The sequence below is a fragment of the Alistipes sp. UBA1686 genome, assembly GCF_002320215.1.
Taxonomy (GTDB): Bacteria; Bacteroidota; Bacteroidia; order Bacteroidales; family Rikenellaceae; genus Alistipes; species Alistipes onderdonkii.
Map to the genome: position 1 here is coordinate 557,350 of NZ_DCKA01000021.1, position 16,642 is coordinate 573,991.

The window sequence follows — 16,642 nt, forward strand, 5'->3', positions numbered from 1 at the left end:
ACTGATTTCCGGCAAACTCCGTGAGGTGGTTATACACGGTGCAGTATTTCCAATAGCTGCGCAGGCTTTTGAGCTTGCCCACCTGCTTTTCGTAATCTTCGTTATGCTACCGGAATACCGCCAGCAGCGTTTCATGGTTCATACCCAATCCCAGATAGGCGTTACGCACTTTCTCGGCGGTTACATAGTTATCCCGGTCGGCGATCTTCCGGTAGGCCTGATTGATACCCACACGGATTTTATCCAGCATCCGGTTGTCCTCCTGCGCCACCACGCTGCGACCGGCCCGCGGCCGAACTCCACGCTCCATGATTTCTCCTCCACGTCCAGCTTGCAACTGCACTGTGCGATTTTACCGTTTACCGTAATCCGGCACATCACCGAAGCAAGCCCGTTCTTTTTCGTGGCGTTGCGTTTCAGATAGAATAAAACTTTAAATGTCGATCTCATAACTCTACAATTTTTTAGGGTTCAACCTCCGATCACAGATGGAGCAGAATATGCTTGCATACTATGCCCTGCAAGGAGGAGGTCGCCGCCGTTTCTTTGGCGGCAAAAATATTTCTTGCAGAGCTGTTTATCGATACGCAAAGACACAGCGAATCAGTGTAATAGCATTCGGAAACCGACTTTTTTCGAGGTGTGCTGCCCATAATCCGAAAATCCTGCTACATTTGCAGTCGCAATCCTCCGAATCAGGCTTGTAATTCAGCGTTTTGAAAGCCTCCCAAAATCTCCGCCGCCGTTTTGAAAAGAGTAACGGGATAGTAACGTAACTCCGGTTTCATTTGGCTTTTTGGCGGTTTCGCCTGGCTTTGCCTTTGCAATACGTTTTCCTCTAAACCCCTTATTTACAACCTTCCTGCGCTCATCTGCTCAATCTCTCATTTTTTATTCTTATCTTTGCAGCGGAAAAAGAAATAAAGTATGAGTCTCGTAGCAATCGTGGGCCGTCCGAATGTCGGCAAAAGCACCCTCTTCAACCGTCTGGTAGGCCAGCGAAAGGCCATCGTCGATGCCACGGCCGGAACCACCCGCGACCGCCATTACGGTAAGACCGACTGGAACGGCCGGGAATTTTCCGTGATAGACACGGGCGGCTACACCGTCAATTCGGAAGATATCTTCGAGGACGAAATCCGCCGCCAGGTATTGCTGGCGATCGACGAAGCCGACGTGATCCTCTTCCTGGTCGAAGTCAAGACCGGCATCACCGACCTCGACATGCTGATGGCCGACCTCCTGCGCCGCACGTCGAAAAAGGTGATCCTCGTTTGCAACAAGGTCGACAACAACGACCAGATATACTCTTCGCACGAGTTCTACGCCCTGGGGCTGGGCGACCCCTACTGCATCAGTTCGATGAGCGGCAGCGGGACGGGCGACCTGATGGATGCCATCCTCGCGGCGCTGCCCGCCGAGGCCGTGGTCGAAGAGGAGGAGAACCTGCCGCACATCACCATCGTGGGCCGTCCCAACGTCGGCAAATCGTCGATGACCAACGCCCTGCTGGGCGAAGAACGCAATATCGTGACCTCGATCGCCGGCACCACACGCGACTCGATCCACACCCGCTACAATAAATTCGGGATGGACTTCTACCTCGTGGACACGGCGGGCATGCGCAAGAAAGGCAAGGCGATGGAAGACCTCGAATTTTACTCGGTGATGCGTTCGATCCGCGCCATCGAAAATTCCGACGTCTGCATCCTGATGCTCGACGCACAGCAGGGGCTCGAATCGCAAGATCTCAACATCCATAACCTGATCGTCCGCAACCGCAAGGGTTGCGTGATCGTGGTCAACAAATGGGATCTGGTCGAGAAGGACAACAATACGATGAAGGAGTGGACGGAGTTCCTGAAGAAGAAACTCGCACCGTTCAACGATATTCCGATCATCTTCACCTCGGTTCTGAGCAAACAACGCATTTTCGACGTACTCCAGACGGCTATCCGGGTCTACGAGTCGCGCAAACGCCGCATCTCGACCTCGGCGCTCAACGATTTCCTGCTGCCGCTGATCGAAAATTACCCGCCCCCCGCGACCAAAGGCAAATACATCAAGATCAAATATGTAACCCAGTTGCCGACGCCGACGCCGCAGTTTGCGTTCTTCGTCAACCTGCCGCAGTACATCAAGGAGCCTTACCGCCGCTTCCTCGAAAACAACATCCGCGACCACTGGGATTTCTCCGGTGTACCGATGCAGATCTATTTCCGGCAGAAATAAGGATGGGTTGCGGCATCGCCCGGTCTCGTCACCGGAGAAATCCGGCCTCGACATTCCCCCTAAATCCCCCTTTGGCAAAGGGGGACTTTTACAAACCGGGATGCCGATGCAAATCTACTTCCGGCAGAAATAAGGATGGGCTGCGGCATCGCCCGGTCTCGTCACCGGAGAAATCCGGCCTCGACCCTGTCATTCGCACAAAACAAAAAGGGACGACATGCAGTGTCGTCCCTTTTTAAACTCCGTTACGCCTCCCGCCGTCGCGCCAATAGCTTACGCGCCGTATCGGAGAGCAGCACCACGGCACCGGCAAGGATCGCAGTATCCTTTATCACCAGCCGCCCGGCGCCCGAGAGCAACGGGAACCCGTATTCCCCGCTGCCCAGATCCGGCACCCAGACTTCGGGCGTAGTCACCAAAAACGACAGCGTGCCGAGCGTCATAATCACTGCCAGCACCTCCCCGGCCAGGCCGATGCGGGCCGAGAAAAACCCCAGGAAGGTCAGGATGCCGATTCCCATGATCAGCAACCCCAACCCGTGGGAAAAACCATAGGTGTTATTCTTTTCATGCCACGCATGCTTTGCAGCGTCGTATTCGCCCTCCTTGAGTTTATAATCCCTGTACTCGGGTGCTTTTTCGTTGTAGAAGAAACTCATGAAGGGACTGTTCGCCACGAAGGGCACGATGCCTTCGGCTTCGTAATTCCGGAATTTAAGTCCGCCGATCCAGACAAAAATAATAAGGATAGCCACCCGGATCATCCCCAGGCCGAGCCGTTGCGCGTTGGCCGCAATTTTCAGAAAGCCGTAAAACAGGCAGGAAAGTCTTTGCATCATATTCGTTTTTCGTTAATTGTCCGATGATGCAAAGGTCTGGATTCCGGATCGGACATACGATGGCAGGAATGCCGGAAATGTTGGAAATTATTCCCGTTTTTCGCGCTGCCGGAACCCGGTGATGCTCTCGCCGTTCATTTTGGCGAAGAAACGGCTGAAAGCCGCGGTATCCTCATAGCCCAGCAGATAGGCAATCTCCTTGGCGCTTTTCGTAGTATAGAGCAGCAGGCGGCGCGCCTCGGCATTGACCCGATCGTGGATAATGTTCAGCGGCGAGGGCTGTCCGCACGAGGCGAAAAGGTTTGCGAGCGTCTTGGGCGACCGGTGGAGCAGCCCGGCATAGTCCTGCACCCGTTTCTTCGTCCGAAAATGCTCGTCGACCAGCACATAGTAGCGGCGCACCGTGTCGAAGAGTTTTTCACGGTCGGCACCGACGGAGAAATGCTCGCGCGCGATGCGCGTACATATAATAATGAACCGCTTGAGCTGCATGCGGAGCATCTCTTCGCGCAGGCCGTCGACCACCCCGTATTCGGCCCGCAGATCGTCCACCACCCGTTGCAGGGCGGCCGTGCGCATTTCGGAGAGTTCGAGCCGCAACACTTCGGAACTGCCGTTGAAAAGCAGCCCGCTGCACGACACCTCGCCGTCATGACCGAAGATGCAGTAGAAATTGCTGTCGAAAGCAAGGATCAGGTATTCACCCTCGGCGCGCGTCACGTCGAGGGTATGGAGCGGCGTCAGGGGCAGCAGCATCCCAGCCCGGAGCTCCATGGGAATATGGTCGACTTCGAGCCGAAGGCATCCGCGCCTTACCCAGACGAATTTATAGAGCCCGGGGCTGCGATGCAGTGCGGCAGCGCGGTAGTCGCTGCACAGGACGAGGTTGCCTTTCAGGGGCGTGCTGAACGTCAGATCCATGGTTCGAAGGTTTAGGTTCGGGGAAACAATCGCAAGCGGTATCTCAAAGATAATGCACAAAAATAAAAATACCCGCATTTCGGGCCGAAAAATCGCATCCGCCTTCGGAGGCAGTCGGGCACGGTTTTCGACCTGTATAACTTCAGGTTATACCATCATCAGAATTACCGATTTGCAAATCCGTCAAACATAACTTATATTTATAAAAAATTCCAAACCGCATAATCAGAAAACCCCATGGACAAAAAGAAACAGCTTACCGCAGAGAACGGCCGGCCGATCGCCGACAACCAGAACATCCAGACCGCAGGCGTCCGCGGCCCCGTGACGCTGCAAGACCCGTGGTTCCTCGAGAAACTCGCGCATTTCGACCGCGAAGTAATCCCCGAGCGGCGCATGCACGCCAAAGGCTCGGGCGCATTCGGCACCTTCACGGTGACGCAGGACATCACCCAATATACGCGTGCGTCGATCTTCGCCCGGGTCGGCAAGAAAACCGAATGCTTCGTGCGCTTCTCGACCGTCGCCGGCGAGCGCGGCGCTGCCGATGCCGAGCGCGACATCCGCGGCTTCGCCATGAAGTTCTACACCGATGCGGGCAACTGGGATCTCGTGGGCAACAACACCCCCGTGTTCTTCCTGCGCGACCCGCTGAAATTCCCCGACCTGAACCATGCCGTGAAGCGCGACCCGCGCACCAACCTGCGTTCGGCCAACAACAACTGGGATTTCTGGACGCTGCTGCCCGAAGCGCTGCACCAGGTGACGATCACCATGTCACCGCGGGGCATTCCGGCATCGTACCGCCACATGCACGGATTCGGAAGCCACACATACAGTTTCTATGACAAGGACAACAAGCGCACGTGGGTGAAGTTCCACCTCACGACCCAGCAGGGGATCAGGAACCTGACGGACGCCGAGGCCGAAGCCCTTGTGGGCAAAGACCGCGAGTCGCACCAGAGGGATCTCTACGAATCCATCGAACGCGGCGATTTCCCGCGCTGGACGATGTACGTGCAACTGATGACCGAGGAAGAGGCGCGCAACTACAAGCTCAACCCGTTCGACCTGACAAAGGTGTGGTACCACAAAGATTTCCCGCTGCACGAGGTGGGCGTACTGGAATTGAACCGCAACCCCGAGAATTACTATGCCGATGTCGAGCAGGCGGCGTTCAACCCGATGAACATCGTCGAAGGCATCGGCTTCTCGCCCGACAAGATGTTGCAGGGGCGCCTGTTCTCCTACGGCGACGCACAGCGCTACCGCCTGGGCGTGAACCACACGGAAATCCCCGTGAACAGGCCCCGCTGCCCGATCCACGCCTTCCACCGCGACGGGCAGATGCGCACCGACGGCAACTACGGATCGGCAAAGGGTTACGAACCCAACAGCTACGGCGAATGGCAGGACACCCCCGCCCTCAAAGAGCCGCCCCTGGCCGTGAACGGCGACGTTTACAACTACGACGAGCGCGAACTGGACAGCGACTATTTCACGCAGCCCGGCCTGCTGTGGCGCGTGATGTCGGCAGAAGACCGGAAAGCCACCTGCGAGAATACGGCGCGCGCCATGGGCGATGCCGAGCTGTTCATCAAGCAGCGCCACACGCGCCACTGCTACTATGCCGACCCGGCATACGGCAAGGGAGTGGCCGAGGCGCTGGGCATCTCGCTCGAAGAGGCCCTCAGGGCCGAAGACCCGGCGCATCCTTCGTGGGATCCGCGTAAATGATCGGCGGAATTCCGCGCAGGCAATCCGCGCAGCCCGCTCCGGCAAACCGATTCGCACCCCACCGCCGGCCACGGCAAGCCGATGCCTGAAAACGGCAGGAGGAAAAACTGCCGGACAATAACGGCAAGGCCGGGCTTTCAGAAAGCCCGGCCTTGCATTTTACCCATGCAGGGGTATTTACGGCTGCTGCCGATTACGGAAACCTTCAGCCCGGCAACCAGCATGCCGTCTTTCCCTGTGTATCCCGCACGGACTACTCCCGGGGCACGCTACCGTCCGGCTGCGGGGTTTCGCCGCCCTGAGGCTTATCGCCGCGGCGACGGTTCCTGCCCCCGCGATGGCGATGTTTGCGGTCACGCGTCCCACGATTGCCTTCGCCGCGCCCGGAGGCGTGGTCGTTATCGGCAGGTGCCGCCTGAGGGACTGCGATCCCGGGATTTTCGGCAGCCGCCGTACCCCGTTCCCGGTCGTTGCGGCGTTCGCGCCCTGCGCGTTCGCCCTTGTCTGCGCGTCCGCGCCCACGGCTTCCGCCGTTCGAACCGCCGCGGCCACGGCCTCCGCCACGGCCACCGCGCCCACGGCCGTTATTGACGGCGGGATTGTATACGGGGCCCGCGCCCACGCTGGCCGGCAATTCGGCCTTGCGGATATCTTTCTCGATGAACTTCTCGATCGCGTGGAACTTGCCCTGCTCGTCCTCGCTGACGAACGTCACGGCGCTGCCCGTAGCCGCGGCGCGCGCCGTACGGCCGATACGGTGGATGTAATCCTCAGGGTCGTGCGGCACGTCGTAATTGATGACCAGCCCGATATCCTCGATGTCGATGCCGCGTGCCACGATGTCCGTAGCCACCAGGATCGACACCTTGTTGTTCTTGAAGTCGAGCATCACCTCCTCGCGCTGCGCCTGTTCCAGGTCGGAGTGCATGGCGGCCACATTGAGTTTCATGCGCTTGAGCGTGTGCGCCAGCTCCTTGACCTTGAGCTTCGACGACGAGAAGATGATCGTCTTCGAATCGGTCGGCTCGGCAAACATCTCGCGGATGATGCCCAGCTTCTGGTTCTCGTAGCAGACATAGGCCGACTGGTCGATCGCCTCGTTGGGTTTCGAAATGGCGATGTTCACCTCGGCGGGATTGCGCAGGATCGTCCTGGCCATCTCGCGTATCTTCGGGGGCAGCGTCGCCGAGAACATGATCGTCTGCCGATCCTTGGGCATATAGGAGACGATCTTCATGATGTCCTCGCTGAAACCCATGTCGAGCATACGGTCGGCCTCGTCGAGGATCAGGCATTCGACGTGCGAAAGGTCGATGCCGCTGTTCTGGATGTGCGAGATCATGCGCCCGGGGGTAGCGATCACCACGTCCGAACCCATCAGCATACCGCGCTTCTGCACATCCCAGCCCTTGCCGTCGCCACCACCGTATACGACCGTGGTCGACACGGGCAGGTAGTACGAAAATCCCTGGAACTGCTGGTCGATCTGCTGCGCCAGCTCGCGCGTCGGCACGATGATCACCGACTTTATCACATTGTCTTCGTTGCCTTCGATCAACAGCCTGTTGAGCAGTGGCAGCGTGTAGGCCGCCGTCTTGCCGGTTCCGGTCTGGGCGCAACCGATGATGTCGCGGCCCTCCAGGATCACCGGGATGGTGTGTTCCTGAACAGGAGTCATCTCCTGGAAATTCATATCGTCGAGTCCGTCGAGGATCTCATCCTCCAAATCGAGTTCGTCAAATCGCATCTTACGTTTCAGTTTATTATATCCTTAAATGATTTCTTCTCCGAACAGCGTCGCCGGGGTGCACCCCGTAATGCGCACGCGCACATAGTCGCCGACGTCGTGCCGGCCGCGGTCGAAGACCACGACCTTGTTCTGCGACGTCCGGCCCGAGAGCTGCTTTTCGTCGCGCTTCGAGCGCCCCTCGACCAGCACTTCGAACTCGCGCCCCACGTCGCGCAGGTTGCTCGCATGCCCCAGTTCGTTTTGCAGGGCGATGATCTCCGAAAGCCGCCGCGACTTCACCTCGTCGGGCACGTCGTCCGGCAGATGCTCGTGCGCGAAAGTCCCGGGACGCTCCGAGTATTTGAACATGTAGGCGAACTCGTACCCCACCTCGCGCATGAGCGAAAGCGTCGCTTCGTGCTCCTTCTCGGTCTCGCCCGAGAAGCCGGCGATCAGGTCGGTCGTGACGGCGCAATCGGGCAGGTAACGGCGGATGGCGGCGACGCGGCCGAGATACCATTCGCGGGTGTATTTGCGGTTCATACGTTCGAGCATCGACGTGGCACCCGACTGCGCAGGCAGGTGGATGGCACGGCAGATATTGGGCATCGAGGCCATGACCTCCAGCAGGCGGTCGCTCATGTCCTTGGGGTGCGACGTGGCGAAGCGCACGCGCAGCAGGGGCGAGATCGACGCCACGAGGCGCATCAGTTCGGGAAAGTCCACCTCGCCGGCCTTGTACGAATTGACGTTCTGCCCCAGCAGCGTCACTTCGCGGTATCCGTTCCCGAAGAGCGAGCGGGCCTCCGCAACGATCGTTTGCGGGTCGCGGCTCCGTTCGCGGCCGCGGGTGTAGGGCACCACACAGTAGGAACAGAAATTATTGCATCCGCGCATGATGGCCACATAGGCGCTCACGCCGTTGCGGTCGAGCCGCACGGGGGCGATCTCGGCATAGGTCTCCTCCGTGGAGAGCAGGACGTTCACCCCCTTGCCGCCCGCCTCGGCCTCGCGCACCAGGCGCGGCAGGTCGCGGTAGGCATCCGGCCCGGCCACGACGTCGACGCCGTAAGGGCCCTCGACCAATTTCTCCTTGAGGCGTTCGGCCATGCAGCCGATGATGCCCACGACGAGCCCCGGTTTGGCCCGGCGGTAGCGTTTCATCTCGGCCAGACGCCCCCAGATACGCTGCTCGGCATTGTCGCGGATCGAGCAGGTGTTGATCAGGATGACATCGGCCAGGCCGATATCCTCGGTGTAGACGTATCCCTCCCGCTGCATCAGGGCAACCACGACTTCCGTGTCGCCGACATTCATCTGGCAGCCGTAGGTTTCGACGAAAAGTTTGCGTCCGGCGCCCGACAGGGGGCGCAATGTATTCGTATTGAGTTTAAATTCCACGTTCCAAATTTCCGTTATTCCGCATGTATCTCGTTCTTGTCGGGGAACTGTTTGAACCCTTCGCCGAACGTCTCGTAGGCATCGGTCACGACTACGAACGCCGCCGGGTCGATCTCTTTGATCTTATGTTGCACGAGGTGCACCTCCTTGCGGCTCACGACCAGGAAGATCATGTCCCGCGAAGCGTCCGTATACATCCCCTTCGACTTGATGTAGGTCGCACTGCGGTCGAGGTCTTCGATGATGAAGCGTTTGAGCGCCTGATGGTGGTCGCTGATGATGAAGAGCAGCTTGTCGTACGACGCACCGTTGAGCAGGTAGGCGATCACACGCGAGGTGATATAAATCGTGATGAGCGAATAGAGCGTCAGCATCCAGCCGTTCGAAGCGGCTTCGCCCGTCCCCAGCCCGAAGCCGATGACGGCCAGGCCGGACAGCACGACGAAACCGTCGGCCAGGAAGATGCCCGACGAGAATTTGATGCCCGCGAATTTCTGCAACAGCATCGCCACGATGTCGGTGCCGCCCGTGGTCGCCTGCTGGCGCACGACGATGCCCTGCCCCACGCCGATGACGACGGCGCCGATGACGCACGTCAGCAGCAAGTCGTTCGACAGGTCGAGCCGCCCGCCCAGCAACAGCGACGGGTCGAGGCTCTCGACCGCCGCGGCGTCGGGATAGACCAGCCGCGTGAGCACGTTCATAAAGCCGGGCGTATAGAGCGCGGCCAGCACCGTACGCGTTCCGAACTGCCCGCCGAAAACCAGCATCGCAACGAGCATCAGCGGCACGTCGAACATATAGCCGAACGTACCCACCTGGATCGACGGAAAAATGTTGTGCAGCACGATACCCATACCGTACACGCCTCCCGGCACGAAATTGTAAGGGTTCACAAACAGCACGAAGCCGGCACCCATGACCGAACACCCGAAAAAGATCAGGAACCACGAGCGCCACCACGCCCACGAGCCCATAGGTTCCAGTAATGCTTTCGTATTCATACCCTGTTATACATTTAAAGTATGCAAAGATACGATATTCCCCCGAATCCGCCAGCAGAACGGCGCGGATTTTTCACGCAGGGCTTCCGTTTCCGGATTTTTTAATTATATTTGCATTACACAAACCCTTGGAAAACCGTTATGATCCTCACATATTACACCGCTACCACCATGATTATCATCGCCTATCTGCTGGGCTCGATTCCGAGCGCCGTGTGGATCGGCAAGAAATATTACGGCATCGACATCCGCGAATACGGCAGCAAGAACGCCGGCACGACCAACATGCTGCGCGTGCTGGGCAGGCGGGCCGCACTGCCCGTATTCGGACTCGATTTCCTGAAGGGTTTCGTGGCAGTGACGATCATCGACCTGATGAAATACGACAGCGTATTCGCCGACGGGGCCAATGAAAACTGGTTCTACATCCTGCGTTTCATCGCCGTGTTCGCCGCCGTGGTGGGACACATCTTCCCGATCTTCGCCAATTTCCGGGGCGGCAAGGGCGTAGCGACGCTCGTCGGGGCCATCATGGGCGTCAACGCCCCGCTCGTACTGCTCTGCTTCGGCGTATGGTTCCTGGTGCTGATGGTCACCCACTACGTGTCGTTGGCCTCGATGGTCGCAGGCTGTTCCTTTCCGATCTTTACGCTCATATCGCCGAAGGTCAACCACCTGGTGCCGTTCGTGGTTTTTTCGTTCATCATCGCCATCCTGCTGATTTACACCCACCGCAAGAACATCGAGCGGCTGAAGGCCGGCACCGAATCGAAGATATACATCTGGAAACCCCGGCATGTAAAAGTCGACCCGGAAGAAGCCAAGGACAAGGGAGCAAACAAATAAGGCTCCGGAAGCTTCCCCACAGGACTTTTTGGAGCAAAAAGTAAGCACAATAGGATAAAAAATGCGGGCACCCTGCTGGAAAATCGTTTTTTTGTCTATCTTTGCACCGGACATTAGGACGCAATCATGTTAGAGGAAAACCTGATAAAAATATACGAGACGAGTTTCCGCGAGAACCGTGAAATGCCAGCACTGACCGACTATTTCAAGGGCGAAACCTTCTCGTATTACGAGATGGCCAAGGAGATCGCCAAGCTGCACCTCCTGTTCAAAAAGGCCGGCGTAAAGAAGGGCGACAAGATAGCGCTGATCGGGCGCAACAATCCTCGGTGGTGCATCACCTACATCGCCACGATCTCCTACGGCGCCGTAATCGTCCCGATATTGCAGGATTTCGCTCCGGCCGACATCATCCACATCATCAACCACTCGGAGAGCAAGCTGCTCTTTCTGGGCGACAACTTCTGGGACATCATCGAAGAAGACCAGATACGCCAGATCGAGGCCGTGTTTTCGCTCACCGATTTCCACGCCATCTACGAACGCAACGGCAAGGCACTCACCAAGTTCCAGCGCGATATCCTGAAAAACTACCGTTCGAAATATCCGCGCGGGTTCAGCGTAAACGACATCAAGTACCCCGAGATCCCCAACGACGAGGTCATCCTGCTCAACTACACGTCGGGCACCACGGGCTATTCGAAGGGAGTGATGCTCACGGTGAACAACCTCACGGGCAACGTAAGTTTCGCCCGCGGCATGGTCAACACGCAGACCGGCACCCACTATTTCCGCAAGGGCGGACGCACGCTGTCGTTCCTGCCGCTGGCCCACGCCTACGGCTGCGCCTTCGACTTCCTCTCGCCGCTGGCCGTCGGCGGGCACATCACCCTGCTGGGTAAAATCCCGTCGCCCAAGATCCTGCTGGAAGCCATGTCCGTGGTCAAGCCGACGATCATCTGCTGCGTACCGATGATCCTCGAAAAGGTCTACCGCAAGCAGGTGATGCCGATGCTCGAAAAAGGCCCGATGTCGATCGCCGTCAAGATTCCGCTGCTCAACACGGCCATCTACTCGGTGATCCGGAAAAAACTGCTGGATGCCTTCGGCGGCAACGTCGACATATTCATCGTCGGCGGCGCCCCGATGAATCAGGAGACCGAATCGTTCCTGATGAAGATCAAGTTCCCGATCACCATCGGTTACGGCATGACCGAATGCGCGCCGCTCATCAGTTTCACACCCGACAACGAATTCAAGGCGGGCTCCTGCGGCCGCTACCTGAAAGGACTGCTCGACGTCCGGATCGACTCCCCCGACCCGGAACACGTGGCCGGCGAAATCGTCGTGCGCGGCGAGCATGTGATGAAAGGCTACTACAAGAACGAAAAAGATACGGAGAAGGTACTCGAACCCGACGGCTGGCTCCACACGGGCGACATGGGCACGATGGATCCGGACGGGACGCTCTACATCCGCGGACGCTCGAAGACGATGATCCTCTCCGGAAGCGGGCAAAACATCTATCCCGAGGAGATCGAGGACAAGCTCAACAACATGTACCTCGTACTCGAATCCCTGATACTCGACTCGGGCAACGGCAAGCTCAAAGCGATGGTCGTCCCCGACTACGAACAGGCCGAGGCGGAAGGCGTGGACAAGAACGACCTGCCGCAGATCATGCAGAACAACCTCACGGAGCTGAACTCGCTCCTGGCGGCATACGAACGGGTGTCGGAAATAATAATTTATCCGACGGAGTTCGAAAAGACACCAAAACGGAGTATCAAACGTTATTTATACAGTCCGTCGCTACTGAACAAATAAAAAAACATACACATAAAGGCTCAGCAGGTAACCACTTGGATTCTCTATCCCAAATTCTTCATAGTCACTGAATCCATTCCAACAATGAGGCGTCACTAATAGTTCGGTTACCTGCTTTTTTTACGAAAGCTACCCGGGAGCACCGGGTAACTTTTTTTTATTATCTTTACGACATGAAAATGACCCGCAAACAAACCGTCGGAGAAAACCTGCTCTACGTAATGGTGTGGGCAGCCATCATCCTGGTGCCGGTGCTCAATTCGCAGATGATGTCGGAACTGCACATCAGTTTCGAAAACGTACTCATCGCATGGCGGCAGATAGCCCCCTATTTCATTATCTTCATCATCCATAATTCCGTCCTCGCCCCGCGGCTCATGCTGCGCCGCAAGTACAAAACATACCTGCTCTGCGACCTTGCACTCATCATCGCCGTATTCTGGCTGGTGAACATATACGAAGAACACCTCACCGACCGCTTCCTCCCCCACGGCGACCCCGAAGCGTTCGACGCCTACCGGAAAGCTTCGTTCTCGAACCTGGAAATGTACTGGAACGTCGTGCTGGGGTTCTTCATGACGGGGGCCAACACGGGTATCAAGCTCATCTACCAGTCGATGCGCGACGAACAGCAGATGGAGGAACTCAAACGCCAGAACCTGGAAGCCGAAATGGACTATCTGAAATACCAGATAAACCCCCATTTCTTCATGAACACGCTCAACAACATCCACGCCCTGATAGACATCGACACCGAATATGCCAAAAATGCCGTGATCGAGCTGTCGAAGATGATGCGCTATGTGCTCTATGAATCGGGGCGCGAGATCATCTCCCTGAACAGGGACATCCAGTTCGTACAGAATTACATCGGGCTGATGCGCATCCGCTACACCGACGCCGTGGACATTCGCGTGGAATACCCGCACGACCTGCCGCCCCAGGTTTCCATCCCGCCGCTGTTGCTGATCGTATTCGTGGAAAACGCCTTCAAGCACGGCGTGAGTTACAGCAAACCGTCGTTCATCCACCTACGGATCGACTACGCCGACGGCAAGGTCGTCAGCACCATCGGCAACAGCCTCCACAGCCCGCAGGCGGAGAAGCACAACGCCGGAATCGGACTGGAGAACGTCCGCAAACGCCTCTCGCTGATCTACGGCCCGAAAAATTATTCGCTCGATATCGAAGAGACCAAAGAGACCTATACCGTAAAACTCGTAATACCTACCCTCAATGCTTAAATGTATCGCCATAGACGATGAACCGCTGGCCCTACGCCAACTGAAAAGCTACATCGAGAAAATCCCGTACCTGGAACTTACCGCGACGTGCAACAACGCGCTCGAAGCCCAGCAGTTACTGGCTTCGCAGCATGTAGACCTGATATTCGTCGACATCAACATGCCCGACCTGAGCGGCGTGGAGTTCGTCCGCTCGCTGGTCGACAGGCCGATGGTGATTTTCACGACGGCCTACTCGGAATACGCTGTCGAAGGGTTCAAGCTCGACGCCGTGGATTACCTGCTCAAACCCTTCAGCTTTGCCGACTTCAGCCGCTCGGCGGGGAAAGCCAATTCGCTCTACGAACTGCGCCACAACCAGCGTGCGGGGGAACCCGAGGCCACTCCCGAGGCACTGCCCAAAGACAAGGAATACATCTCCGTGAAAGCGGATTACAAGGTTTCGCTGGTCAAGATCAGCGACATCGTGTACCTGGAAAGCGAAGGGGAGTACGTGCGGATGCACCTTGCCGACGGCACGACGATCACCACGCTTTTCCGGCTCAAGAACATGGAGGCGGCACTCCCGTCGGATATGTTCATGCGCGTGCACCGTTCCTATATCGTCAACCTGCGTTGCATCAAAGGCTATGTCCGCGGCCGCGTGTTCCTGAGCGATACGGAATACGTCCCCATCGGCGAAAACTACAAGGAGAGTTTCCAGCACTACATCGAATCGAATTTCAAGAATTTATAGGGCCGAGAAATCGGGGAATCCCGACAACTGGACGTATTTGCCGTCGCGGTACTCGCAGCAGTAGTGCCGCAGGCCGTTGGTCAGGATCACGAACCGCGCCCCCAGCACCGAATTGTAGCGCACAGCCTGCGCCAGGGTTCGCTCGCCGATCCGGATTTCCGGCGCTTTGCATTCGGCCAGCACCAGCGGCTCGGCACGGTCGCCGACCACCACCACGTCGGCCCGCTGCGGCTGCCCGTTGACCGGCACGGCATATTCCTGCACGACGCGCTTGGGCAGCACCCCGCAGTGCGAAACGAGGTAAGCGATCAGGTGGCGCCGCACCCACTCTTCGGGGGTCAGCACGAGGTAAATACCCCGCAGGTCATCCCACACCTCGACCTGTCCCTCGCGGCGGCGGGCACGCAGCCGGATGGCAGGAAAATTGAGTTTGGGGAGCGCAGACATCTTAGTTCCGGAAAATTTACTATCTTTACGTGCACAAATATACGAACATTTTCGATACGCCGGGCCGCACGGGGCACTCGTTTGTCCGGGCGCAAGGAAATGGTCACAAAAAACAACCTTATGAGGAGTATTCTTTCGATCATAGCACTTTTTTCGTGCTGCACGCTGGCGGCACAGGAGTATATTCCGACCTACGGCCGCGAACCGATGCGCGGTGAACTGCTCGTCTACCCAAGCGCCCGGGAGGCTGCGGAGGCCGACGGCAGCGACAACAAATATTTCAAGCGCCTGAACGAATGGACGCAAAAGGGGAACAGTTTCACGACGGACTTCACCGTACCGTTCGCCTGGGCCAACCGGCAGGTATTGTTCCGGCTCGGGTGGGCATCGGCCGACTATGAGATCCGCGTAAACGGCGAGGCGGTAGCCTACAACAGCGACTGCAACGCCCCGGCTGAATTCAACCTCACGCGCCATGCCAAAGAGGGGCGTAACACGCTGGAGGTCATTCTCAGTTCCCCGTCGAAGGTCGAACGGCTCGAAAGCTGGAAAAACGACGCGTCACCGGCCATCGGAGCGGCATGGGTCATGAGCCAGCCCACATTGCGCGTACGCGACATACTCACCAAGACATGGCGCAGCACCGAAGAGGGAGACAACGTCATGGCCGAAGTCGGACTCGTCGTCAAGAGCGAAGCCCTCAACCCGCGCACGTCGCGCGTTCACTACGAATTGCTGTCCCCAGCCGGTAAGACCTCGGCAACGGGCTACAAGGACATCAAACTCAACATGCGCGGCGAGGACACCCTGCGGTTCCTGGCACGTATTCCGGACAGCCTGCTTTGGAACCCGGAAAAGACCACACGCTTCACCTTGCGGGTCAAAACCCAGCACGAAGGCCGCTACATGGAATATATCGAAGTCCCGCTGGGGTTCCGCACCGTAGAGGTGCAAAACGGACAGCTGGCGGTGAACGGCACACCCGTCACGCTCCGCACGCGCGAGATTCCCGCCCAGGCCTCGGCAGACGAGATCGCGGCATTGCGCGGACAAGGGTACAACACGCTTAAACTCCTCCCGGGGTCGGTGTCCCCAACGCTGTATGACACCTGCGACACGCTGGGAATGTACGTGATCGTACAGGCGCCGATCGACACCCGCAGCAGCGGTGAATCGAGGCGGATCGGCGGCAATCCGTCGAACGCCCCGGAATGGCTGGGAGCATATGTCGAACGTACGGCGGACAGCTACCATGCCTCGAAACGGCATCCGTCGGTAATCGCTTTTTCGCTGGCCACGCAATCGGCCAACGGCATCAACCTCTACGAAAGTTACCTGAACATGAAGAAGTCCGGCGACCCGCGGCCGTTCATCTATCCCGATGCCGCCGGAGAGTGGAACAGCGACAAACTGGAGATGCAATAAACCCGAAGTGGCTCTGCGATAACGCGAAAAGCTTTTATTGCAAAAAAATCCCGATTTTTTTGCAGGATTTTTTTGCAATAAAAAAAATTATCACTAATTTTGCACTCGCAATCGGATAACGATTGATGCCTCTTTAGCTCAGTTGGTAGAGCACGACACTCTTAATGTTGGGGTCCAGGGTTCGAGCCCCTGAGGGGGTACAAAGCAAAAGACTGATAATCAATGATTATCGGTCTTTTTTGTGTTTATACTAT

At 57.5% G+C, this 16,642-nt stretch carries 13 protein-coding genes, 1 tRNA gene and 1 pseudogene; 8 read left to right on the top strand and 7 right to left on the bottom strand.

Going from position 1 to position 16,642, the window contains the following annotated elements:
* Positions 1–13: 13 nt before the first annotated feature.
* A pseudogene (locus B3C38_RS12420) lies at positions 14–450 on the bottom strand (Arm DNA-binding domain-containing protein); the annotation flags it as partial.
* Positions 451–927: 477 nt separating this feature from the next.
* Between B3C38_RS12420 and der the strand changes: the two are divergent.
* The gene (gene der, locus B3C38_RS12425) at positions 928–2,232 is read left to right on the top strand and encodes a ribosome biogenesis GTPase Der (protein ID WP_022332296.1); all 1,305 of its coding nucleotides are present in this window, start codon (positions 928–930) and stop codon (positions 2,230–2,232) included.
* Between the two features lie 245 nt (positions 2,233–2,477).
* Here der and B3C38_RS12430 read toward each other — a convergent pair whose 3' ends face one another.
* On the bottom strand, positions 2,478–3,071 hold the full coding sequence (locus B3C38_RS12430; protein WP_286727283.1) for a DUF417 family protein: 594 nt from the start codon (positions 3,069–3,071) through the stop codon (positions 2,478–2,480).
* An 87-nt stretch (positions 3,072–3,158) separates the two neighbouring features.
* Entirely contained in the window at positions 3,159–3,992 is an 834-nt protein-coding gene (locus B3C38_RS12435) for a helix-turn-helix domain-containing protein (protein WP_286727284.1), read from the bottom strand.
* 237 nt (positions 3,993–4,229) lie between these two features.
* Between B3C38_RS12435 and B3C38_RS12440 the strand changes: the two genes are divergently transcribed.
* Positions 4,230–5,729: a catalase gene (locus tag B3C38_RS12440; RefSeq protein WP_286727285.1), complete on the top strand. Its 1,500-nt coding sequence runs from the start codon at positions 4,230–4,232 to the stop codon at positions 5,727–5,729.
* A gap of 253 nt (positions 5,730–5,982) precedes the next feature.
* On the opposite strand, the gene B3C38_RS12445 is transcribed toward B3C38_RS12440, so the two are convergent.
* Genes B3C38_RS12445 through B3C38_RS12455 form a run of 3 tightly spaced genes read right to left on the bottom strand, consistent with a single transcriptional unit; the run spans position 5,983 to position 9,863 of the window.
* Positions 5,983–7,476 carry a DEAD/DEAH box helicase gene (locus tag B3C38_RS12445; protein ID WP_286727286.1) on the bottom strand — a complete coding sequence of 498 codons (1,494 nt, stop codon included), beginning with the start codon at positions 7,474–7,476 and terminating at the stop codon, positions 5,983–5,985.
* Between the two features lie 24 nt (positions 7,477–7,500).
* Positions 7,501–8,877, bottom strand: coding sequence for a tRNA (N6-isopentenyl adenosine(37)-C2)-methylthiotransferase MiaB (gene miaB / locus B3C38_RS12450; RefSeq protein WP_390613183.1), 1,377 nt, complete (start codon positions 8,875–8,877; stop codon positions 7,501–7,503).
* A complete protein-coding gene (locus B3C38_RS12455; RefSeq protein ID WP_117506571.1) occupies positions 8,874–9,863 on the bottom strand; it encodes a YitT family protein in 990 nt (329 codons plus the stop codon). Before B3C38_RS12455 ends, miaB begins: the two co-directional genes overlap by 4 nt.
* Before the next feature lie 141 nt (positions 9,864–10,004).
* Between B3C38_RS12455 and plsY the strand changes: the two genes are divergently transcribed.
* From plsY to B3C38_RS12475, 4 genes are all read left to right on the top strand, one after another.
* Positions 10,005–10,709 carry a glycerol-3-phosphate 1-O-acyltransferase PlsY gene (plsY, locus tag B3C38_RS12460; RefSeq protein ID WP_018695323.1) on the top strand — a complete coding sequence of 235 codons (705 nt, stop codon included), beginning with the start codon at positions 10,005–10,007 and terminating at the stop codon, positions 10,707–10,709.
* A 126-nt stretch (positions 10,710–10,835) separates the two neighbouring features.
* On the top strand, positions 10,836–12,536 hold the full coding sequence (locus tag B3C38_RS12465; protein WP_018695322.1) for an AMP-binding protein: 1,701 nt from the start codon (positions 10,836–10,838) through the stop codon (positions 12,534–12,536).
* A 173-nt stretch (positions 12,537–12,709) separates the two neighbouring features.
* Complete coding sequence (locus tag B3C38_RS12470) at positions 12,710–13,780, top strand: sensor histidine kinase (RefSeq protein ID WP_286727288.1); 1,071 nt, start codon at positions 12,710–12,712, stop codon at positions 13,778–13,780.
* On the top strand, positions 13,773–14,516 hold the full coding sequence (locus tag B3C38_RS12475; protein ID WP_055211197.1) for a LytR/AlgR family response regulator transcription factor: 744 nt from the start codon (positions 13,773–13,775) through the stop codon (positions 14,514–14,516). Before B3C38_RS12470 ends, B3C38_RS12475 begins: the two co-directional genes overlap by 8 nt.
* On the opposite strand, the gene B3C38_RS12480 is transcribed toward B3C38_RS12475, so the two are convergent.
* Positions 14,511–14,963, bottom strand: a complete 453-nt coding sequence (locus tag B3C38_RS12480; RefSeq protein WP_055203175.1) for a type I restriction enzyme HsdR N-terminal domain-containing protein — start codon at positions 14,961–14,963, stop codon at positions 14,511–14,513. The two genes, B3C38_RS12475 and B3C38_RS12480, sit on opposite strands and share 6 nt — an antisense overlap.
* Positions 14,964–15,083: 120 nt before the next feature.
* Here B3C38_RS12480 and B3C38_RS12485 point away from each other — a divergent pair, with 120 nt between their 5' ends.
* Positions 15,084–16,388, top strand: a complete 1,305-nt coding sequence (locus B3C38_RS12485; RefSeq protein ID WP_279143657.1) for a glycoside hydrolase family 2 TIM barrel-domain containing protein — start codon at positions 15,084–15,086, stop codon at positions 16,386–16,388.
* 127 nt (positions 16,389–16,515) lie between these two features.
* Positions 16,516–16,588 (top strand) — tRNA-Lys (locus B3C38_RS12490).
* Positions 16,589–16,642 lie beyond the last annotated feature (54 nt).